Here is a 21,408-nt window from a genome sequence, read left to right as displayed (position 1 = left end):
AGTGAATAGAATCCATGAAAAATAGCAAAACATTGATTGCCTACGAATCCAAGGGCGGAGCAACCGAGGAGTCAGCGCGGAAAATCGCGGAGGTTCTTCGCGGCAAATTCGGCCTCGAAGTGGATTTGGTGGATCTTAAAGAGCAGAAAGCCCCCAGTATAGCTTCCTATGGCAACGTGGTTGTTGGCGGCGGAGTCAGGGGCGGCAAAGTGTACGAGCGAGCCCTCAAAATGCTCGAAAACGACTTCGGCGACAGAAAAATCGCTTTCTTCATCAGTTCAGGCGACGCAGGCACCCCCGAAAAGTACCAAGATGCCAAAGCAAAGTTTCTGGAAAACACGCTTGCCCGCTACCCCAAAATCGCCCCAGTGGAAACCGAGGCGTTTGGAGGCCGCATGAAGGTTCTGGGCAAGATGGTTTTGGATAATTTAGATTTAGCTAAAGTTGAGGCGTGGGCAAACAAAGTTGGCGAAAAATTCATCCAGTAAAATATCAGGCACAAAGGCGGGGGCGCTGCTTTGCCCAATCTGCTGCGTCGAATACATGGAGGTAGAGTTTGACTGTGAAGTCGACGGCGTCGTCCTCCATAACGTGAAGGCTCTCAGGTGCCCAAGATGCCAGCAGGAAGCGCTGACGCCCCAGCAGCAGCAAGACCTGCAGCAACAACTCGGCAGCTAAGGGCAACTGTCTTGTTTTGCCTTAAGCTTGCCCAGCTCGATGGCTGATTCTATCAGGTGCTCAAGCGCCTCAAAATCGCTATGCTGCACCGTGCGCTCCTCCGCCGCGAGGTAACCGCCGCTTTTAGCCAACGCCACGTAGCGTTCGAATTCATCCTCCAAGATATCCCGGGTCATGACGGGTTGGTCGTTGAGCAGCCGCATCTGGCAATTTAGGCAGTACGTGAAGTCGAATTCGAGTCTGCGCCCCCTGGAGTTGCCTTCACCGAAGTATCGGGCGTCTCGGAGCTTGTCAAAGTTGACGTCGTCGTATTCTACAAAGCACACATGGGTTTTTTTGGTCTGGTGGCGATGACGCAAATCAGTTCACAGCAGATATTGACTGTGGCATCACTGATATGTCTTACCAGAGGAGCCTAAGCGTCGCAGGATAAGTTTACGGCCGCTTCTGCAGCGCCAGCTCCTCTTTATCAAACATGTACTCGCCGAAACGGGTGGTGTAGTAGAGCCGCAGGTACTCCGCTGCAAAATGAGGGCGGAAAGGCAAATCGGAGGGCAACAGCTTCGGCTTCAGCTTAAGCTGCTCTTCAATGGCGGTGGCGGCAAGCGGATAATTCATCAAAAACTCCCTACGTTCAGCATACGAAGCCAGCGTCTGCACCGCCTCGTCGATGTAACCAAGGTATCGGGGCAGCCGCTCCATAACCAAGTTGATGCTTTGAGCCTCAGGTTTACTCATCTGCTCAGTTGCCGCCTCCAGCCGCGACCGCAGCGACTCGTTCTTCTGCCACATGAAATCCTTGGTGGGCAGCAACCCCTCGATGGCTTCTTCCTCCGCAACAACCTCGCGGTAAAGCATCAAAAGCACATCGTTAGCCATCTCAATGAACCCGACCACGTCGTCGCGGAGAGAAACAATGTCTAACACGTCAAGATTATATTTCTCCGCCCGCATCTGCGCCAGCTGCTTGATGCCCTCAGCCCTTTTAGCGTAACCCAAAACCTTCTCCGCGTCCTCACCGAAGACAGCGGGCAAAACCATGCTTTGGCGACTCAACTCCGCGATGGGAACAAGCGAAGTCTGCAGGTACTTCATGGTCTGCTGAATTTGGCTGCCGTACTGTCGTTTCCAGCCGTTGAGGGCGCCGTAGAGGGCTTCAAGGGCAATCCAGGGCGCCTGCTTCTGATCCAGCTTCGAGTTAGCATACTCCACCGCGTAGCATTTAGGCGGCAACGTCTGATCATAGAGTGGACGGATAATGCCATAGATTGGATCCATCGAGTCAGAAACCTCCTTTACAAGCGCCTTGCCGCCATCCATGATTTGCTTGATGGCTTCGATGCGTTGATCCAGAGGCATCTCCTTCTGGAAATCGACATTAACGCTGGTTCTGATTTTGAGTCCCGCCGCCCTAAGTTTACCCGTCCAGTTAGCGAATTCCCCGATGGAGTAAATCTGGTATTCCGCTAAGATGCCGTTAAGCTCGTTTTCGATGGCTTCCCGGTCTTTTTCAAGCACCCCTAACTGGTTGAATTTTTCGTTTATGTCGGCTTGGTCTAGCAGCTTGAGGGTTGCGGCTTTGAGGATATCTGATGAGGTGTCCTTTAGCACCAGGGCTTTGCCCTGCGGCGAAGTAACAACCACGGGGACACTGTCTTTTGCTAAACCAATGCTTGCTTCAAGAGCCACGATTTTATCGAGCAGCGATTGGGTTTTGTCGATTATCTCCTGGTTTGTCGCCTGCGGCTTAGGCGCTGGTTCAATGAAGAGCACCGGCAGAGTAAGCAGGAAAGTGCTAAAGATGCCAAGCGCCATCGTGGTAACGCCGACGTCTGCTCTGAAGGCTAAGGGTTTCTGGAGGGCACTTAACAGGATGAATATGATTGCCGCGGCAATCACGGCGGTGAAGCAAAGGAAGAATCTGTCGCGGGAACCCAGGATTCCTTCGCTGACAAGTAAACGCGTGAAGAAGACAAGCGTCACGGCTAGTCCAGCCACTATCACTATGAACATGAATATGCCCGGTACGGAGTCTAGGTACTGCGCGAAGGCGTCGGTTAGGGTTCGTCCGTTCCAGTCAGGAACCCAGGTGAGTTGCCCTGTTATGTCGAAAATGAATTTTGACATGTCATATAGGCGGAATTGCCCGAGTGAAACAGTCAGGTCTTTGGCGATGTCGGTTAATGGAACAAACAGTGGCGGCGCTGAACCTGCCTCAACCCACCAGTCATCTCGCGCAATGTCGAAAATATAATTGTAGTATTGGGCTAGCTGCAGCGGAACCGAAAGCAGGACATAGTAGATGATGGTTAACCCAACATATTTCTTAAAGTACACCGCGGAAGCAATAATCAAAGGTATAGCCAGAAAATAGATGGGAGCGTAGAAAAGCGAAACCACCGCCAATATACCGAAGTCGATGGCGAGGGCGCTTTTGTAGCGGTTAAAAACTATGGGTAAACAGATAAACAGCGTCATCCAGACAACCAGAAAAGCCACGCGCACCTGAATGTCGCCGAGAAATGAAAGAAAATACAGCTCGGAAAGATGATACAGCAAACCCAAACCCAGGATGACGCCGCCGATGGGCATACCGAATTTGGGCTGCTTATAAGTGGCAAAAGCAACCAACGCCGCAAGCAAAATTGGCAGGGGCTGAGGAAACAGCGAAAGGTAAGACATGCCCAGCGCCATCGCTACCAGCGTAATCACCAAGGTGAACAGTTTGATGCCTTGGCCTTCGGTGCTGCGCAGCAACTCTTCTTTTTCCTTGGCCTTTTTCTTTCTGTTTTTGTTCCAGGTGCTTATATTGGAGACCTTAAGCGAGGGCTTTTTCAAGCGTTTTACCTAAAACCTTATTTTGAGTATACTGCTCTTAAAGCTTATGCAGGTACCTCGTATGAAGGACAGCAAAGGCTCCTTTAACATACTAACATGCATCGAAAAACATATCCAATCCCTAAAACCTCTGCTGCCTAAACAGGCAATCATCTGCATCGGCGAATACCCCATAAAAGCCCTCCTTAAGGAGGCAGACGTTTACCGCGATGGTGTCTTGCCCATTTTCATGGAGAAATCCAGCGATGACATCTACAAATGGGTACCTGATGGCTACAACCCCCATTTAGTCATAGGCTTTGAGGACGCAAACGTAGACACGCATTTCTGGTATAACGTGCTGCCTGCGATGGCGAAGGACCATAGCATCACCGACAGCTTAAAGAAGAAATCCGCCGAGAAACTCCGAGGCGCAATATTCTTCGCATCCATCTCCGACGGTGTGGGAAGCGCCGCCATTCCAAGTTTAACAGCCAAGTTTAAAGCCCAAAGCATCGATTCCCTATCCATAGCGGTTTTACCCTCCAAAATTCAACCAGCAGACGCCCACTTCAACGCTTACTCGGCCCTGCAGATGTGTCTTGCAACCGAGGGCTCCACGGTGTTGCTTTTAAGCAGAGACCAACTGGAGAATTATGAGGGCGTAGACCGAAAAGGCGTACCGCTCAGGGGCAACGCGGTTGTAAATTACCTGCTGAGTGTGTTTTTGGATAAGGAGCTGCTGGTGCCTGAGATCGCCGAGTTGTCACGTACCTTTAACGTGAAGTTATTCAGTGCCTTAGCGGTAACGGGGGCAAGCTACAAAATCTACGGTTCCCTAGGCAACATGCTTAACGCTGTGCTGCTTAAGCCCCTTTCAACCTTTGACTTATCCAGCGCCTCACTGCTCTATGTGCTGCTACGTATGCCCCTGCATCTGAAAGACAAGATTCCAAGGGCTCAAATCGAGCTAGAGATAACTAACTGGTTTAAAGAGAAAACCGCGCTTCAATCCATCCATATTTCTGAGCCAATCTACAGCGACGACTCCAGCGACCGCATCGATGCTGTGCTCTTCATCGGCGGCTTTGACCAAACCCAGATGTTCCAAGAGTTTGAAGCAAAAGTGCAGAAGCTTAAGCGCAGAGCAGTTAAGGAAGGCTACCTGACAGAGGATTGGCGGATAAACATGGACCTTAACCTGCAGCAGGTGGAGACTGTAGAGGTCCCGCCGCCGCAAGCAACTGCCGAGCAGGTAACCGAAAAAGCAGAGGCCCCTCAGCCAGAGGAAAAGATTAGTGACGCGCAACCACTAAGCCCCGAGGAGGGAGCCAGTCGGCCTGAAGCAGAACCTGAGACGGCTGATTTACCTTCACCTGAAAATGAGGTTGCGGCTGAAAAAACGGAAATAAAAGAAAGTTAGCTCAAGTATTGCTGAATTAATGTAAGATTAGCAACCTAGAGCTTTCTAGCCGTCAAAAATTTTTCCCAAGAAAGGGGAAAGGGGTTATTTTTTGTTGCGTTCGCCGTTTGCTGAAGCGGGCACATAACCGTTTGCTTGGTTGATGTCTTTGATGATTTTTGTTGCATGCACGCCATGCTCCAGCAGGTATGATCTGGAGAGGTAGCGTTCAAAGTCGTTGGATTTGCTGTATAGCAGCTGCATTTCGTCGAAAGCCTCCATGTCTTCGGGTTTTCCGCGTCCACCCACAACCAGCACTCTGGTGATCCATGGATCGCGTGATTCCACAACGCGGACAGTGATTGTTCGGGACACTTCGCTTGTAACGTATCCTGCCAGCGCCGTGTAGATTTCCTGTGACATATCTTCGGTCCACATTTTTGGCGGCGTAGAAACGGTTACCCAGAGGTAGTCGGTTCTGTAGGTGGGCTTGTAACCCATGATAGTGGGGGTCTTGAATGCTCGGACAACGCTTTTTATGTAGTCTTTAAAGTGGTCCATGTCGAGGATGTCTTTGTAGATTACCTCGCGGGTTAAGGTTTCCTCCTGCTCGGTCAGTATCTTAAAAATTATCTTTAGTTGCTCATGCTCAGTTAAGTCAGCGGATTTCTCGTAGTAACGTTTAGGCGCAGCTATCTCAGCCATCTGGGCTTTGTATTCGGTGTAGGCATCGACGATTTTGTTTAGGCGTTTGCGGTACTCCGAGGTTAATTCAAAGCGCTTGGCAAGCTTCTCATAGAGCCTTAAGATGCTGTCTACTTTATCGAGGTTTTCCAGCGCGATGGCTTCCTCTTCGGCTACCCGCCTGAGGTCACGTTCAATATTTAGCAGTTGCTCGCGTGCATAACGCTTGGAGCCAAAGAATTTGCGTGCCTGTATATCCAGTCTGTGCTTATCGAATTCCTTGCGTTTCTTGACTTCCGCCACACGGAGTGCCTCGTTGTCGAAGTCGCCTCGCTTCGCCAAGCGCTTAGACAGGATTTCGTTGATGTAGGTGAGGTGCTCATCAATCATCTTAGCCTCGTCGCCTGGCGTGCGTAGCATCAGCTGGATAACTAAGTAGAGGGTTCCGAGTTCTTTCTGGACGTCATGTAGCTCCTGCAACTCCAATTCGGATTCAGGCAGAACCTCGTAGTAGCGAATGAGCGTGTCGGTTAAGTAGCGGGTTTCATCGTAGAACTTGAGCAAATTAAGGGTCTTCTCAGATACCTCTGCGATGTTCACCAAGTCATCAAGGACCTTCTTTTGGCGAAGCGTAAAGACCTGCGAGCTGGGAATCAGCTGCTTAAGCCTCTCGAGGATGTCAGCTTTTCGTTCAGAGAAGTCCAGATAGTTCTTTGTCAGAGTTGTCAGCAGCGTTTCCAGGTTATCGATTCTCCGGGAGCCTTCTTTGCTAAGCGACAGGTTAATGATGGCTTCCTCTATGGGGCCGATTTTACCCATGAGCTTGATGGTGGAGAGGAACTTCATGATTTCCTCCAACCAGTTTTTAGCCTGAATCTCGACGCCCTTCACATGCAACTCGATATCGTCTTCGAGGCGCGGGTTGCTATTGACGATGCTTTTGAGTTTCTCCTCAAACTGCTCCTCATCAAAGTTTCCGCTTTTTATGTAGTAGTTCTTGAATAGCTCCCGTACTAAGTCATAGTCAACCTTCACGATAGTTTGGATTTCGTCGAGGATGCAGAGTTTTTCTTTGCGGGATTCCTGCAGAAGCTGCATTCCCTCAAAGTTCAGCTTAAACGCATTAATGTAGTCCTCCACGGGGTAGATGACTTTGTACATGCCGATTGTGTGGGCAGAGTTTGAGGTTAAGCCAACTTCGGTGCCGATGCCGCCCATTAAGTCTGCAAGGTCGAAATCCATAAGCACATAGAGCAGGTCAACAACCATTTCATCCATTTCTTTTCGGGCACTAACGATGTTGCCGACTTTAGAGAACGCCGGAAGCAGAGGCAGATAAACCAGGGCATTGAGGGGGTTACGGTACATTTCACCGAATTCACTGATTACATGCTCGTTGTAGTCCTTGTTTAGCAGCAGCGACAGCTCGTTCATGGCGACGAATGCAGAGCAGCCCTTAGCGGGAGGGTCATCTCCACCGCAGGGTGTAATCACGAAGGCGATTATGGGCACACCTGAACCGAGAACCTTACGCAGGTGCCTTGCGAAGTCAAAGAATACTCCGCTGCCGGTGCCGCCGCCTAAACCGTAAACCATAACAACGGTTGGGGTGACGATGGATGAGAGGGCTTGTTCTTTGAAGGCCGTGATGCAGTTTCTTATGATGCCCAGTTGGTAGTAATTAAGAGCGTAGATTGCTTTGGCGAGTGCGCGTCTGCGTCCTGCGCCGCCTGCCATAGGCGGAACCGCCATAGTGGATTGCAGCCAGGGAACATAATTGTTGAGTTTAGCGCCGTCACCTACAACATATTCACCGTATTTTTGGCTGATAAAGTCAAACATGGCTTCGGCTGTGGGGAACTTTACGGATTCAGCGATTAGGCGCATGCGTTCCTTGGGTACGCCTGATTTGGCGAGGGCTTTAGCGATCCGTTCATGTGTTTCTTGGAGACTTCGAATTTCTGGGTCGGCGATGTCGATGGCTAAAAGAGAGAGACGGGTAAGGTCGTTCTCTATTAGTTCCTTGGTTTTTTTGTTGGCTAAGAAAGCCTCAACGATGTTTGTGCCTGCTGATCCGAGCCCTACTAGTTGTACGCTGTTTTGGTAGATTCGCGTAGGTTATCACATCCCAACTAATCTTTTTAGTCTATCTTTAACTGACTCAAGGTTAGCCGCCATAGAGCGGTCAATCCTTGCCGCCCGCATCGACAACCCCTCAAGATCCTTGATTTGGTCTTCCACAACAAGCTGGAAGTAGCCGACTTTGCCTCGTGCCCTAAAGAACAGGACTACAAAAACCACTGCAATCGCAGCGGTAACACCGACGAGGGGCAGCAGCACCATTTGCATGGCTGAACTTGCGGGTTCCCCTGAAGTGTCCAAGCTATCGAGCATAGCAACTGCGCCTTCAACGTCGCCGTTGCTGGCCACATCCTGAGCGGCATTGAGGATATTTGTGTAGATTTCTATAAAGAGGGGGTCCACGCCGCTATCGGCCATCGACTGCAGCTTATCCTCTTTTTCGCTCAGAAGAATCAGGAAGTTATCCATTTCTGCGCTGGTCGAGGTTATTACGATCTTGTCAAGCGCTTTTCCTCCTGATGGACCAAACAAGCTTATCGCAACTATCGATTTGGTGTTGTTGGTGCTTGAGGGAATCTTGCCGTAGAGTGCCATGGTGAATTGGCCTTCAACCCAGTTGAATTTCGTCGAGGCGGTGTTGGGGCTAAAACTTGAACCTAACTCGTAATCGTCACTTTCAAGCGACCAATATGGACCGGAAGACGGCTTTAACAAGCCAGAAGTTAACTTGAGATCACCTGATCCAGAAGCAACGATGTTAACGTCAAAAACTATTTCTATGCTGGCTCCAGGCAAAATCGGCTGATAACTATCTGTTGTGTTAGTCTGCGCATTGTACTGTGCCAAAAGCTGCTCAGTCTGCGCATCATAGATCGAGTAACCGGTTATCCAACTGCCTTCCCCCACCGCTCCGACAGACGAGATTTGTGTAATAAAGATACTGGTTAACAAAAAAATTACGCTTAACGCTAAGACCTTTTTTTTCATTTGGACCCTCTTCTCAATTTTCTATTAAAGATACATATAACACTTGTGCTTTTCCCCTTATCCCAGGGCATACACCGATGGACCCCATGTACTCAACGAGTAATAGTATAAAGGAATTAGAATAACTATAATTTTAAAAAATATTGTCAAGATTTTTTAGATAAAAGACTAAAAAACGATGTTGTTTTTTATTTTGATTTCATGTTGGGAAATGGTCAATTTCCCATTTTTATGTATTTACGTTGTACATTTCTACTAAAGTCTGGTCGAGACAACACGCTTATATAATATATCGTGAATCTCAAGATATCTATCCATTCAGGAAGAGAGCGTATGAGAGCACATTTAAAACCCTCAGTGCAAACTCTGCACAAAAAAAAGACCTCTAAACCTTTAGCGATATGTCTTTCCATAATCTTCCTTGTAAGCATGCTTACAGTTTTCACGACAACGACTGTTCAAGCAGCAACGGCTTCGCCGCTTCACACGTCCGGCTCCTACATTTTGGATGCCAACGGCAACACCATTTATCTGCGGGGGGTTGGCGTTGCAGGTATGGCGCCTAACCTGATACTTTGGGGGTCAGGCGGAAAAGATGCGTGGAGTGACCAATGGAATGCTAATCCCACGTCTGTGATGGATCAGACGTTTTCGGTTTTGCAGAGCCAGTGGCATGTGAACATGATTCGCGTGTTTGTATATCCCAGCTGGTATTACCGCGATAACATCGCGCCTTCACAAGAAGACTCAAACTACGCAGGCCAAACTACCCCCATTAGCACCCGCGGATATCTGCGTACGCTATGCCAGGAAGCTAACAAATATGGCATCTACGTTAATATTGTGCCCTATATGCTAACGCCCTCATCGAGCTCTTCTAACATAGATCCATATGCAACTGACTCTTATGCCTGGCAGGGTTTGCCGATTTTGGGATGGGACGATGCCGGCGAGGAGTTCCTCTCTGATGCAGGTTACGGTAACAATGAGCAGGCGTTTTGGAGCTGGTTCTGGACAGATATGGCCAATAACCTAAAAGATTACCCTAACGCAATCTTTGAGGCATGGAATGAACCCGGCTGGACCGGCGCAGATACGGAAGCTATTCCAAGCGGCTACATGACATACCTGCAAACCATGTATAGTGCCATACGTGGTACAGGCGCAACCAACCTTATCTTTATGCAGTGGCGAATGGGCTATTACCCCAACAGCTATGGCTCTGACCTGAGCTGGGCAGCGGACATCGACAGCCACCTGCACCCAACTAACGTTGTCTACACAACCCATTTCTACTATTATTCGCCAACTGACCTAACTAAGTACTGGGCAAAAGATTACAGCACCCTCAAATCGCAGGTGCAAACAGCCATCAGCAGCATGGGAGTCAATGCCCCCTTAGTTATCAACGAAGAAGGCTCATGCACATCAAGCTCCACCAACAAGCAAAACGATTGCACTTGGTGGCAAAACCTGATTTTGGCTCAACGCGACTTAGGCGTGGGTGCATGCGCATATTATTGGTTGAGCGATTCGGGTTTAGGCGCCATCTTCTCTGGAGAAACTATGCTGTCAAGCGGCTATACTCCTAACACAATGGGGCAATCATTCATCTCTGCCTACGCCGGCGAAACCGTAACTCCAACGCCGACAAGCCAGCCTACGGCAACGCCGACTGCCACTCCAACTCCATCGCCTACGCCAACGCCCACCCAACCCGTCTTGGAAAGCCCAACCATTAACCCCTTAAACGGCAGATACTGGATCACGCCGGTTCCAGCAGATGCAAGCACGGGCAAAGTAACCCAGACGCAAACAGCGACGGGCGTGACGGGTTACATCCCAGGCGACTGCTATGGCTGTTACCCCACCATCGCTAACGGAAACGGCTACCCCTACTGGGACCTAAGAAACACGCCCTACTTGTCCTTTGATTTCTGGGCTGACGAGTTCTGGCAGGGAGACCTTCAAGATCACGCAGGTCTATCTATAATTATTCTTGATGCGACGAACAACGGCTGGAATCCCTCAGAGGAATCAGCCTGTGACCTTTCAACCAAATATGGCCATGCGGTTACGCTCCAGGACGGCACCATCATGCGTGTGGCTAACTCTTCAGCGCCTGTACATTACACCATTGACTTGAGAAATGTGGGCGTTCCATTAAACCATGTTAGCCAGGTTGTTTGGAGCCTACGCCCTGGGATGAAAGGGATTTCATGCAGCTACAACATAACTAATGCTCAGCTATCATCGAGTGGAGATATCTCTACTCCCACCACGACGCCAACTCCAACTCCGACAGCTACTCCTACACCATCTCCAAGCCCCACGCCGACTGTAACACCTACACCTACTCCTACGGCCACACCGACAGCTACGCCAACTGCAACTCCTACCCCAACCCCAACTCCAACCGCTACCCCCACTCCAACACCTACAGCTACTCCGACAGCCACTCCGACCCCAACAGCCACACCCACCGCTACCCCTACACCTACAGCCACTCCATCGCCAACTCCAACCGCGACACCAACACCAACGCCGACGTCGACTCCAACTCCTACACCTACTCCAACAGCTACGCCAAAGCCGACCAAGACACCTAAACCAACAGCCACCCCAACCCCCACACCTAAACCAACAGCTACGCCAACCGCAACACCTACCCCCACCCCAACTCCAACCGCTACCCCCACTCCAACACCTACAGCTACTCCGACAGCCACACCGACCCCAACAGCCAGTTCGTCGCCGACAGCAACTCCGAGCCCCACCCAAACGACGTCGACAACATCAAAAAACCCCTCTAACTCAACATCAACCGACCCTACAGCCACCCCAACATCCACAACTACACCCACTAAGACGCCAACTCCAACACCGACCGTCAAGTCAACAGCAACCCCGACAGCCACGCCTGCACCAACGACTTACTCGTTTAACTTCTACAACTTCTACTCGCCATGGCGAGTCCTCTCATGGACGGGCGTAAACTCGATGTTTACCTTCTTTGGGTAAGCAGATCCCTTTTCTTTTCTTTTTTCCAATTTTTTGATTATTCAGCATTTTTTTGGAAAGGCAAAGGATAAACCTGCCATCCGTAATACATATGTGTTACAGTGAACTATGTTGGAAATCGTAAACGTACGTTTACCCGGCAAAGTCATCTCAGACCTAGATAAACTTGCCAAAAAACACAGCTTAACCCGCTCTGAAGTTCTCCGCCAAGCCCTAACCATCTACCTGCACTTAACCGAAAACGTCGGCACAATGCTTCGACCCATCGTCTTCCAAGTTAAACCCGCACAGATCAGCTACACCCGACGCGGAGACGTATCCATACTAAAGATGCCAACGGGACACGCCATCGTCGCTGGCTCCACCTCCATGGGGTCAGTGGGGCCAAAAGTCATGGATAAAGTAAAAGTGGACGGTCGGGTGCTGGGAAAGTTCCTGGCGAGGGTCGCGTTGATGGATGTTACGGCAACGGGGGCCTTTCCGCTGCTTTTATCAGTGACTTTGGGGGTGGAGAAAGAGCCAACGGGCAACGAAATAATCGAGGGGATAAGCCGCGAAGCACGAGGCATCGGTTTAGACCCCAACCAGGTTCTTATGGAGAAAACTGAAGACAACTTCGAGGCGGTGCAGACGGGCGCTGGCTTAACTGTGGTTGGCTTGGCAAACGAGGATGAATTACGGTTAGGAAAGACGTTGCCTGGCGATTTAATTGTGGCGATTGGTCGACCTAAAGTCGGGGATGAAGTGGTTGCGGCGGAGGCTCATGGGGAAATAGCGGACCTCAGAAACGTAACGCAGCTTGCGCAGAGAAAATACGTTCATGACATCGCCCCGGTGGGTGGCTTTGGCATCGCAGGTGAAGCTAAGATGATGGCGTATGGAGTGGGCAGGCAACTGCGGATGTTGGAAGTGCCTGGTTTGGACCTGGAGAAATCTGCGGGTCCAGCCACAGTTGTACTTGTAACCATCGATGAGAAGAGACTGGAGGATTTACGGGCGCTTATCCCAAAACCCATCAATGTGGTAGCCGAAATCCTGTAGGTTAGCCTGTTTGCTTTAGCAGGCGTCCATTGCGGTTGATTTCTCCGCTGCGAATCCGCGTGGTCGATATGGGTGTGTGGTTCTCGGCGGGGACCATAGCCACGGTTACTATCTCCAGCGGCACCAACCCGGCGGCAAGGCGTTTTTGGTTGATTGACTGGGCAATTTTGGCTGTTTCTTCACTCACCACTATGGCTTCTAAGCCCTTGCCTGAAACTGTTAAACCCAAAGGATCATTTAGTGCGACGATTTCTGCGCGTTCTGCCAGTCCCCTCTTTGCAAGGTAGGCTTTAAGGGCTCTAAGCCGCTCAACGTAAGGGGCGGTTCTGTGGGGTTTAGCCATTTTAGCGACAAATTCATCGGAGGTTAAGCCTATGACGACTTTTTCGCCGACCTCAAAGGCTTTATCTAATAGGGCTTTGTGTCCTCTGTGAAGTTGATCGAAGGTTCCGCCGACCGCGACTTTCCCATATTTTATCATTTTATCAGCCTTGCGCCTTGAAAATCGATTCCGGTGATGAACACCTGATTTGAAGGCAAGGTTTGCTTAAAAGCTTCTGCTACCGCAACAGCGCTCTCTTCATCCACAACGGCGTGAACTGCTTCGCCAATCATGTTCTGGGCAGCACCCACTGCGCCCGCTGCTTTGGCTGCATCCACTAGTTTGCAGATGCCCTCGGTTGCGAAGCCTGCTTTCTGCGAGAAATCCCAGCAGCAATCCAAAAAGTTGGCGAGACTGGGTTTTTGAAGGATAGCTTTGAGGGCTTTTCTGCCATACCCATTGATTTCCAGCTTTTTCTCAGGTGATGCCAAGATGGATTTTTTGGAGATGCGCTCTCGGTAGTAGCCAACTACGATTTGGTAGCTGGGCGGAATGGGGATTCGGTCGATTTTGCAGATGCCCGGCGCCCCTGCTTGGGTCACGAGGATAAGTCCACCGCCGAAATTCAGCGAGCTTACCGTTCCTAAACCCGTGAGGCACTGAATTTCAGCTACATGCGCGGCTTGCCCCACCTGATTGTAAGTCAAGGGCAAATCCAGGGCTTCTTTGAGGGCTAACCCAGCGGTTAATGCGCCACCTGCGCTTGTTCCAAAGCCCATACCGACGGGAACCTCAATTTGATGCTCCACCGTCACCGCGTATTTTTGTTCTGTGCGATTAAGAAGCGCTTCGACTACATGCCGCGTGGTTTTAGCGTGGCTTGACAAGCCGTTGATGGTGACGCTGATGTGGGTGTCCTGCGCGGGCTCCACAGTTAAGGCGGTGTAGACGCCTTTTCTAAGTCCGAAGCCTCCGCCGATGGCGCCGACTTTAAGTTGATCTATTATGGGTTTGCCGTTTTGGGTATCGCGGATTTCAAAAAAGCTAGAGATGGCACCGGGGGCGAAGGCCTTAGCAGTCTTTCTCACGGTTTGTCCCTTGAGCTTTGGTTGCGTCTTAAGCTTGGGAAGGCTCTGTAGCAGACTTTTATGATGGGTGGTCCGACAAGTAGGATGAAGGGCACTTCAGTTGCAAAGGTCCAGACAAAGAGGGGTAAAACCAGCGATGCCGCGAAGGGCACGCCGAAGTATCCGAGGAATAGGGGGCTGACTAGCCACACGGTGACTGCGACCAAGCCGGCGCCAACGATTTGCCCAAGCACTGCACCTATGGCGTAGCTTCTCCATTCTTTCCATCGGATAGAGACCAGGGCAATTATAGATAAACTTGCAACGATTGTTAAGCCGAAGGTGAGTAGGATAAACTGTGACGGTAAGCCTGTGAGGGCTTCAAAGTCGGGTAGAAACACCAACGTTGGTACCAGTAGACCCACTGCAGCCACAGCTATTCCAGCGAGGGCCTGTTTTAAGCTAATGTTTCTGTGGCTCATGTAGCCAATGATGAAGAATAACAAGAAGTTTGCGGGCACTCCTGCAACTAGGCTTAAAGCTGCGTTGCCATGGACAAACATGTCTCGGATGAAGATGCCGATGGCTCCGCTTAATCCACCAACCCATGGCCCATACAGAACGGCGAAGATGGCGGGCACGGCTACTGCAGGCAAAAAGCCTATGCCGTAGAAGCTGACGTTTGCTGTTAAAATTCCTAAAACCGCGTATAACGCTGAGCAGATGCCGATTACAGCGATGTCTTGGGTTTTGAAGTGCGTGTTCAATCGTTATCCCTTGAACTTAAGCTTAAGCTTCAGATAACGCGGTGCAAATAAGTATTCCGTTTATAATGTTTAAACACGATTAAACACATGTTACGGCTTGTAATTCCTTAATTTAACCTGCTTGCCGCCTCTGCAGTTCCTCGTGGTCACACAAGTATTCCTGCTGCGAGTACTGGTAGCGCTGAGTGCTCTCTGGCAGCGGCGAGTTATGCCTGTAGCCCCGTTTCTGCATCTCCGCTACCTGCTCGCAGTGGCGAAAGTAAAGCTGCTCTATGCGGTCTTTGAAACGCAAGGTTTGGGGGTGATGCCGATAGGCTTTGTATTTGCCTTGGAGTGCCCCGACGATGCAGTGGAGTTCCGCGTGTTCGCCCAGCAGATGCTGGCGGTCAAGTTCGCTGACTGGAACACACCATATTCTAACCATACATATCCCACCTTTAAGGGTCAAAGCACCCTTCAACAGAGACCAAATTTGCCTGTTCAGCTTCTCTCAGATTGCACAACCAATCTGCGATGCGCCAAAACGCCCTTTTCCGAAAAGCTTGCTTTACTCTATCCTCGGGTTGTTGTTGAATAAAGCAGGTTTCCCGCAACAACATCAACTAACGGAAAACCAGCTAGCACCAGATTTTAATGCACAGGAAATAAGAGAATGAAGCAGCGTGCCTATTTCTTGTGCCGCTTAATTCTGTCTTGTCTTTGCTCTTTTTTGCGCCAATCCTTCTTGCGCTGGGTCTGCATCGAGAAGCGTTCTTGCCGTGGAACATCCACTTTTCGGAAACGTGACACATTCATGTAGAAGGTTTCGGGGCCGATTTTGTTCTCGGATAAATCTTGAATGTTACGGTTTAATTCTATTTTTGCTTGGTTGTCGCGTGCCTTATCGAAAGCTTCTTCATAGACAAGGTATGCGGCGTGGAACTGGAATTTCTCGGGGTCATCGATTAAAAGTTTTTGAGTTTGGGGGTTTTGCTCGTTTGGTTGTTCGGTCATGTTTATTCCGCTTATTGTAGGCAATGATTGTTTTTCACTCTTTTATAGGTGTGCCTCAAAGTCGGCTAGTACAGGAAATTTATGATGTAAAATTGCGGGGTTATCGATGTACTCAGCTGCATTTTTTTTCTATCCCCCCTTATTTATAGGGTATGCGTTTGCGGAGGTTTTCGTTTTGGGGGCTGTGCATGTGCAGAGGGATCCAAGCGCGGGTTGTTTGTGTGCTGTGGATTTGGCGGGTTTACTGGTCGGTTGTTTTGTGTCTGGTGTGTGGTGGCGTTACCTGTTAACAGGTATAGGTACCTATACTAAGTATAGGTGGGTATACCTACTCTGGAAGCGGCTCGTCTCTGATGCCCCGCACAAGAAGCGGGTCAGCAACAGCATATTTATCTTCAGCCTTCACAGCAAACCCTGACTTAACAAGCGCATTCAATAGCTTAGAAACCATCGAACCTGTCAACGAATGCCCCTCTTTAGCTTCCAGAGCCGACTTAACTTGACCCCACCCCGCAGCCTTGGTGCCTGCCAAAAAATTCAGCGCCACCCCATATCGCCTAGACATCAAGGTAAGTTTAAGAGCTTCCGCCCTGGCCAGCCGTCCCGCCTCCGAAACCACCTCATCGACGATTTCCTTGGAACTGGCTTGTTTAGTCAGGCACCTGGACCCAAACAGTGTTAGCCAGCCAGCGATGCCGTCAAGGTTCGCTAATGCATAGTTTATCACTTCTGGGGAGCAAGAGATGTTTATCTGCTGAAAACCGGATTCTAAGAAAGTCCTTGATTGCGGCTCAGAAAAATTGTTCATCTGGATTTGAACGTAATCCCGTCCATATAGAGGTGCATTGGGGTTGTCAAAGCCCAGAAAATCAAACATAAGACCACATTCCGAGCCTGTTAGCACTAAAGTGATGTTGCGATAGGAGTCTGCGACATGAGCAAAAAGCTGGGGAATCCACTTGTCTCCTCGAACGATTTGTATTTCGTCAAAAGCCACCAAGAAATGTTTGTTCTCGTTGGCTGTCCAATCGTTGATTTTGCTGAAAAACTCTGGCAAATCCACACCTGTTTTTCCCCAGCCAAAGGTGATTTCGTTGCCCATTATTGAAATGCCTCTTAGATGTTTTAGGGCGCCGGTTAAGCCTGATAACCACTGCTTATCAACTCTGTTAAAGGCAGTTTCTAGTCTTCGGACAATATCAGCGTTTGAGGGGTTATAGGGTAGTCCGCGCAGGTCCATGATGGTATAGGGCTGTTTTGATTCAGCCATGGCAACATTTAGGAAAGAGGTCTTTCCAGTTCGACGTAACCCCGTGATTACGATAAGAGGGGCATACGTTATGGCGTTTTGGAACTGAGCTAGTTCTTGGTTTCTGCCGTATAGGTCTTCTTTTTTGATTTTGGGACGTGGGTCAAAGAACAAGTATGGGTACCCATACTAAGTATAGGTGGGTATACCTAAATATTTTTCCTAAAGCAAAAAAATAAAAAAGAAAAAGCCGAGTTATCGGCTGACGGAATCAACAAGCTGCTTGTCTGCATCATAGACTTCCACTGTCAAAGGCATCTGCCCCACAGCCGCGTGGGTAGCACAGCCAAAGCAAGGGTCATAGGCGCGGAAAGCCATCTCAACCATGTTGAGAATTCCCTGATCAACCTTACCGTTATGGATTAAGCCTTTGGCGGCGTCGCGGATGCTCATGCAGATGGCGGGGTAGTTGTTGGTGGTTGCAACGACCAGGTTGACGTCTTTTATCAGTGCGTCCTTGTCAAGAGTGTAGTGGTGGATAAGGGTGCCGCGTGCTGCTTCCACGATGCCGACGCCCTCGGTGGGCTCGCCTGGTTTGCCGCGGACGTTGGTGCTTGTGATTTCAGGATCCTTCACCAGCTCCATAGCGCGTTCGGTGGCGTACATGAGCTCGATGAGTCTGGCCCAGTGGAAAGCCAAAGTGTTATGGACGGGTTTACCCAGCATCTTCTTCATTTCCATGTATTCGGCTTGAGCCAGCGGAGTAGCCATGCCATCTGAAGCGTTGATTCTGCCCAGTGGACCAACGCGGTAGATACCGCTATCTGCGCCTGAGGCTAAGCCTTTCCAGCCGACTGCTTTCAGGAAAGGGAATTTGCTATACGTCCACTCTTCCACGTGTTCGCCGACGTAGCCCAAATAGTCTTGAGCGTCAAACCTGGCGAATTCAGCGCCCTTGGGGTCGACAACTCGGACTTTGCCGTCGTAGAAGTTAACTTTGTTGTTCTCATCCACGGTGCCCATGTAGTAGGTTGGCATGCAGTAGGCTTGACTCTTGATTAAACCCACGTATTTTGCGTTGTTTAACACGAGGTCATGGAAGAGTTTAAGGGTGAACTGGGCAAAGTCGCGGCAGGAAACCGCCATCTTCTCGATTTCAGCGCGGTTCTCCTCGCTAAGTGCCTTAGACATGCCGCCGGGTAATCCGCAGACGGGATGGGTTGCTTTGCCGCCGATTATCTCTGTGATTTTCTGTCCATAGGCACGGTGCTTTATGACGTCTTTGGCTACGTCCATGCCGGCTTTCTCGATGACGCCTAGGATGTTGCGTTTTTCTGGGGGAGCATCGATGCCTACGATGAAGTCGGGGCCGCCCAGATAATAGAAGTGCAGGGTGTGATCGTAGATTATGTATGCGGCGTACATCAGTTCACGGAGCTTCTTTGCCGCTGATGGCGGTTCCACGTTGAAGGCTACGTCGAGGGCTTTGGCTGCGGCGAAGTGATGCGCCACGGGGCAGACACCGCAGATACGCGAGGTAAGCTGGGGCATAAGCTCTGCTCTTCGGCCTATACAGAATTTTTCAAAGCCACGCAGCTCAGGGATTTTAAGGTAGGCATTGGCGACTTCACCTTTTGCGTCGAGGAAAATCGAGACGTTACCGTGTCCTTCAAGCCTTGTTATGGGGTCAATTATGATTTCCTTCATTTCTTAATCACCTTACGTTTCAGAAGCGAAGCAGGCAAACTATACATGTAGAATGTTCCAGCCGGATCCTTAATTTGGCTGATTAACTCCTCAATCTCTTTCTCCGTATATTTCTCTTTACCTTCCACGCCGTCATAACCCAAAATCGAAGCTAAAGCCGAAATCATGGCTGCACCCTGCTCGGGTACGTTGGGGGCTTTTGCGCCGCAGCCAGTACAGGGCATATCAACTTTTAGGCACTGCGCGCCACAGCCGCTTCGGGTTGCTGGACCCATACAAAGAATGCCCTGTTCAAGAAGGCACACGTCTGGGTCGGGGGTTTTCTCGTATACACGGTAAATTTTGTCGATTTTTTTGTTATCGCGTTTGCGGGGGCATTCATCGCAGACTGCTTTAGGCGGCGCCAGCACGGAGCCTTTCGCGGGGAGGTTGCCGCTTGCGATGGCATCGATGGCTGCTGCAATCAGCTTAACTGGCGGGGGGCAGCCGGGGAGGTAGTAGTCGACTTCTACGGTTTGGTTGAGGGTTTTGACGGTGTCGTAGAACTCGGGGATTTTAAGGGTGCCTTCTTTAACTTTACTTTCGGCTTTAGGTACGGTTGCATCGGGGTTAACGTTGGAGGTATCTTTGAGGTAAACCTGCTCAAAAACGCCCTGTTTATCAGTTAAGTTAGCTAACCCGGGGATACATCCCTCGTGTGCACAGGAGCCAAACGCCACCAGCGTCTTGGATTTCTGCCGCAGCAGCTTTGCCATATGCTCCTGTTCGCTGTTGCGTACAGAGCCGTTAAAGAAGGTGATGTCAATGTACTTGTCAGCCATGGCTTCAACGTCTTTGTATTTAACGTCGAGTGCAACTGGCCAAAACACGATATCAGCTAAGTTGGCTACATCAAGGATTTTCTCGTTTATGTCTAAGACGGCGATTTCGCAGCCGCCGCAGCTTGCAGCCCAGTAGAAGGCTATTTTCAGCTTGCTTTTACTCATGGTTTGCTTGCTCCTTGCGCATATTGCTTTATCTTCTGTGCATTTACTCGAAGGTCGCCAAAGGCTAATTCATCAGGACTCATGCCCATGGCTAATCCGAGTAGTTGCGGATAATGCAAAATGGGAATGCCATAGACTTCGTTAAAAGTTTTCTCTATGCGTAGCTCGTTTGTATCGTACATTATGTGGCAGAACGGGCAAATCGTGATTAAAGCTTGAGCTTCAACCATTTTTATGTGGCTGAGCTTATCACGCGCCAACGCCAACGCTACTTTGTCGCTTACGCCTACGCTGGGGGCTCCGCAGCATTCGGTTTCGTCGATGTAGTCAAGGCAGGTGGCGCCTGTGGCTTCAATGAGCATCTTGAGTGTCTGGGGGTCTTCGGGGTCATCAAAGCCTATGTATTCTTTGGGACGCAGGATGTGGCAGCCGTTGTGTTCCGCCACGTTTAGTCCAGTCAGGGGGTTGGTGACGGCGGCTTTGACTTTATCTATACCTATGTCTTCTTTGAGGAACTGGAGCAGATGCTTGGTTTCGATGATGCCCTTGAACTCGAGACCCGCCTCTTTGAGGTGAGCGTTGATTTGCTCGCGCTGTGCTTTGTCTTCTTTTAGGATTTTGTTAACTTTCTTTAAGGTGCCCGCGCAGCCGGGGCAAAGCGTTAGGATGTTTAAGCCCTGCTGCTCTGCAACTGCAAGGTTCTTAGCAGCCATAATAAGCATGGTTTCGTGGCTCACAGGATCAAAGGGCAACCCGCAGCAGTTAAACTCGGGCATCTCAATAAGTTCCACGCCCAGTTTAGCGAGGATTTTGCGTGCGCTGATCTCGTAGGATGCAACGCGGTAGGGCACTGCGCAGCCTAGATAAATCAGCCATTTATTGCTTGACATCGCCGGATTCTCCTTGCGGCTGCTGGATGCAGCTAAAGAATTTTATGCCTTTAAGCATTTTTTTGGCGGCTTCCGCGTTGCCTCTGGGCAGAGGCGGCAACCCCAAAGATTCCCGCTTCTTGACGCGTAAATCGGGGATTTTGTAGGCGTAACCCGTTTCTATCAGGCTTTGGGCTTGATCCTTAAAAACCTGGGGTATGCAGCCTTTTTCAGCGGCGAGGTTGCGGAAGACACGGATCACCGCGGCTACTTCGACGTCTTGGGGGCAGCGGTCGGTGCAGGTGAAGCATGCGGCGCAGAGCCAAAGGGTGTCGCTGTTGAGGACGCGGTCTTTGAGGCCCAGCTGCGCCATGTGGATGAGTGTGCGGGGCCGGTAGGAGTCGCTGAATCGGGCGACGGGGCAGTCGCTTGTGCAGGTGCCGCATTGGAAGCATTTGAGGATTTTTTCGGCGCCGTGGATTTTTTGGAGTTCATACTTGAATTTTGGGTCGATTTCAGAAGCTTTGATTGGGTGCTCCTGGCTCTGTGGAGTTGGGGGGGCTTCTTGACTCATAAACGTTAACTCCTTTGGGTTAGCTGGAACAGCAGTTGAATGGGTTTGTCGAATAGATAAAGTTTGAGCACAGGAAGTTGATTCTTCCATGATGAAACGGCAGATTCGGTTTTTTTGTCCACTTTATCCATCGAACGAGGCAAGAGTGCACAGGCAGACATG

19 protein-coding genes are annotated in these 21,408 nt (G+C 50.1%); 5 read left to right on the top strand and 14 right to left on the bottom strand.

Annotated elements, in window-relative coordinates; genetic code table 11:
- The first annotated feature begins 14 nt into the window (after positions 1–14).
- Together NWE93_11485 and NWE93_11480 are read left to right on the top strand one after the other, a co-directional pair.
- Entirely contained in the window at positions 15–488 is a 474-nt protein-coding gene (locus NWE93_11485; GenBank protein ID MCW4000852.1) for a hypothetical protein, read from the top strand.
- Entirely contained in the window at positions 466–678 is a 213-nt protein-coding gene (locus tag NWE93_11480) for a hypothetical protein (protein ID MCW4000851.1), read from the top strand. Before NWE93_11485 ends, NWE93_11480 begins: the two co-directional genes overlap by 23 nt.
- Here NWE93_11480 and NWE93_11475 read toward each other — a convergent pair.
- Together NWE93_11475 and NWE93_11470 are read right to left on the bottom strand one after the other, a co-directional pair.
- Entirely contained in the window at positions 675–1,037 is a 363-nt protein-coding gene (locus NWE93_11475; protein MCW4000850.1) for a hypothetical protein, read from the bottom strand. The two genes, NWE93_11480 and NWE93_11475, sit on opposite strands and share 4 nt — an antisense overlap.
- Before the next feature lie 76 nt (positions 1,038–1,113).
- Positions 1,114–3,516: a hypothetical protein gene (locus NWE93_11470; protein MCW4000849.1), complete on the bottom strand. Its 2,403-nt coding sequence runs from the start codon at positions 3,514–3,516 to the stop codon at positions 1,114–1,116.
- A 61-nt stretch (positions 3,517–3,577) separates the two neighbouring features.
- Here NWE93_11470 and NWE93_11465 point away from each other — a divergent pair, with 61 nt between their 5' ends.
- Complete coding sequence (locus tag NWE93_11465) at positions 3,578–4,918, top strand: hypothetical protein (protein MCW4000848.1); 1,341 nt, start codon at positions 3,578–3,580, stop codon at positions 4,916–4,918.
- Positions 4,919–5,002: 84 nt separating this feature from the next.
- Here NWE93_11465 and NWE93_11460 read toward each other — a convergent pair whose 3' ends face one another.
- Both NWE93_11460 and NWE93_11455 read right to left on the bottom strand, forming a co-directional pair.
- Positions 5,003–7,690 carry a hypothetical protein gene (locus NWE93_11460; GenBank protein MCW4000847.1) on the bottom strand — a complete coding sequence of 896 codons (2,688 nt, stop codon included), beginning with the start codon at positions 7,688–7,690 and terminating at the stop codon, positions 5,003–5,005.
- Between the two features lie 12 nt (positions 7,691–7,702).
- Positions 7,703–8,650 carry a hypothetical protein gene (locus NWE93_11455; GenBank protein ID MCW4000846.1) on the bottom strand — a complete coding sequence of 316 codons (948 nt, stop codon included), beginning with the start codon at positions 8,648–8,650 and terminating at the stop codon, positions 7,703–7,705.
- Positions 8,651–9,079: 429 nt separating this feature from the next.
- Here NWE93_11455 and NWE93_11450 point away from each other — a divergent pair, with 429 nt between their 5' ends.
- The gene (locus NWE93_11450) at positions 9,080–11,671 is read left to right on the top strand and encodes a glycoside hydrolase family 5 protein (protein MCW4000845.1); all 2,592 of its coding nucleotides are present in this window, start codon (positions 9,080–9,082) and stop codon (positions 11,669–11,671) included.
- Positions 11,672–11,779: 108 nt separating this feature from the next.
- The gene (locus tag NWE93_11445; protein ID MCW4000844.1) at positions 11,780–12,712 is read left to right on the top strand and encodes a ribbon-helix-helix domain-containing protein; all 933 of its coding nucleotides are present in this window, start codon (positions 11,780–11,782) and stop codon (positions 12,710–12,712) included.
- 1 nt (position 12,713) lies between these two features.
- Here NWE93_11445 and NWE93_11440 read toward each other — a convergent pair whose 3' ends face one another.
- The 10 genes from NWE93_11440 to NWE93_11395 all read right to left on the bottom strand — a co-directional run bounded on the left by NWE93_11440 (position 12,714) and on the right by NWE93_11395 (position 21,246).
- On the bottom strand, positions 12,714–13,193 hold the full coding sequence (locus NWE93_11440; protein MCW4000843.1) for a phosphopantetheine adenylyltransferase: 480 nt from the start codon (positions 13,191–13,193) through the stop codon (positions 12,714–12,716).
- Positions 13,190–14,122: a hypothetical protein gene (locus NWE93_11435; GenBank protein ID MCW4000842.1), complete on the bottom strand. Its 933-nt coding sequence runs from the start codon at positions 14,120–14,122 to the stop codon at positions 13,190–13,192. Before NWE93_11435 ends, NWE93_11440 begins: the two co-directional genes overlap by 4 nt.
- Positions 14,119–14,868, bottom strand: coding sequence for an ECF transporter S component (locus NWE93_11430; GenBank protein MCW4000841.1), 750 nt, complete (start codon positions 14,866–14,868; stop codon positions 14,119–14,121). Before NWE93_11430 ends, NWE93_11435 begins: the two co-directional genes overlap by 4 nt.
- Positions 14,869–14,980: 112 nt before the next feature.
- Positions 14,981–15,292, bottom strand: coding sequence for a pyrimidine dimer DNA glycosylase/endonuclease V (locus NWE93_11425; protein ID MCW4000840.1), 312 nt, complete (start codon positions 15,290–15,292; stop codon positions 14,981–14,983).
- Positions 15,293–15,534: 242 nt separating this feature from the next.
- Entirely contained in the window at positions 15,535–15,861 is a 327-nt protein-coding gene (locus tag NWE93_11420; protein ID MCW4000839.1) for a hypothetical protein, read from the bottom strand.
- Between the two features lie 328 nt (positions 15,862–16,189).
- A complete protein-coding gene (locus NWE93_11415) occupies positions 16,190–17,284 on the bottom strand; it encodes an ATP-binding protein (GenBank protein MCW4000838.1) in 1,095 nt (364 codons plus the stop codon).
- A gap of 81 nt (positions 17,285–17,365) precedes the next feature.
- Positions 17,366–18,817, bottom strand: coding sequence for a Ni/Fe hydrogenase subunit alpha (locus NWE93_11410; GenBank protein MCW4000837.1), 1,452 nt, complete (start codon positions 18,815–18,817; stop codon positions 17,366–17,368).
- Positions 18,814–19,803: an oxidoreductase gene (locus tag NWE93_11405; GenBank protein ID MCW4000836.1), complete on the bottom strand. Its 990-nt coding sequence runs from the start codon at positions 19,801–19,803 to the stop codon at positions 18,814–18,816. Before NWE93_11405 ends, NWE93_11410 begins: the two co-directional genes overlap by 4 nt.
- A complete protein-coding gene (locus tag NWE93_11400; GenBank protein MCW4000835.1) occupies positions 19,800–20,693 on the bottom strand; it encodes a CoB--CoM heterodisulfide reductase iron-sulfur subunit B family protein in 894 nt (297 codons plus the stop codon). Before NWE93_11400 ends, NWE93_11405 begins: the two co-directional genes overlap by 4 nt.
- Positions 20,680–21,246: a 4Fe-4S dicluster domain-containing protein gene (locus tag NWE93_11395; GenBank protein MCW4000834.1), complete on the bottom strand. Its 567-nt coding sequence runs from the start codon at positions 21,244–21,246 to the stop codon at positions 20,680–20,682. Before NWE93_11395 ends, NWE93_11400 begins: the two co-directional genes overlap by 14 nt.
- Between the last annotated feature and the right edge of the window lie 162 nt (positions 21,247–21,408).

This window comes from Candidatus Bathyarchaeota archaeon, from assembly GCA_026014735.1.
In the GTDB taxonomy this organism is placed as follows: domain Archaea; phylum Thermoproteota; class Bathyarchaeia; order Bathyarchaeales; family Bathycorpusculaceae; genus Bathycorpusculum.
This window is presented reverse-complemented; position numbering and strand designations above follow the sequence as displayed.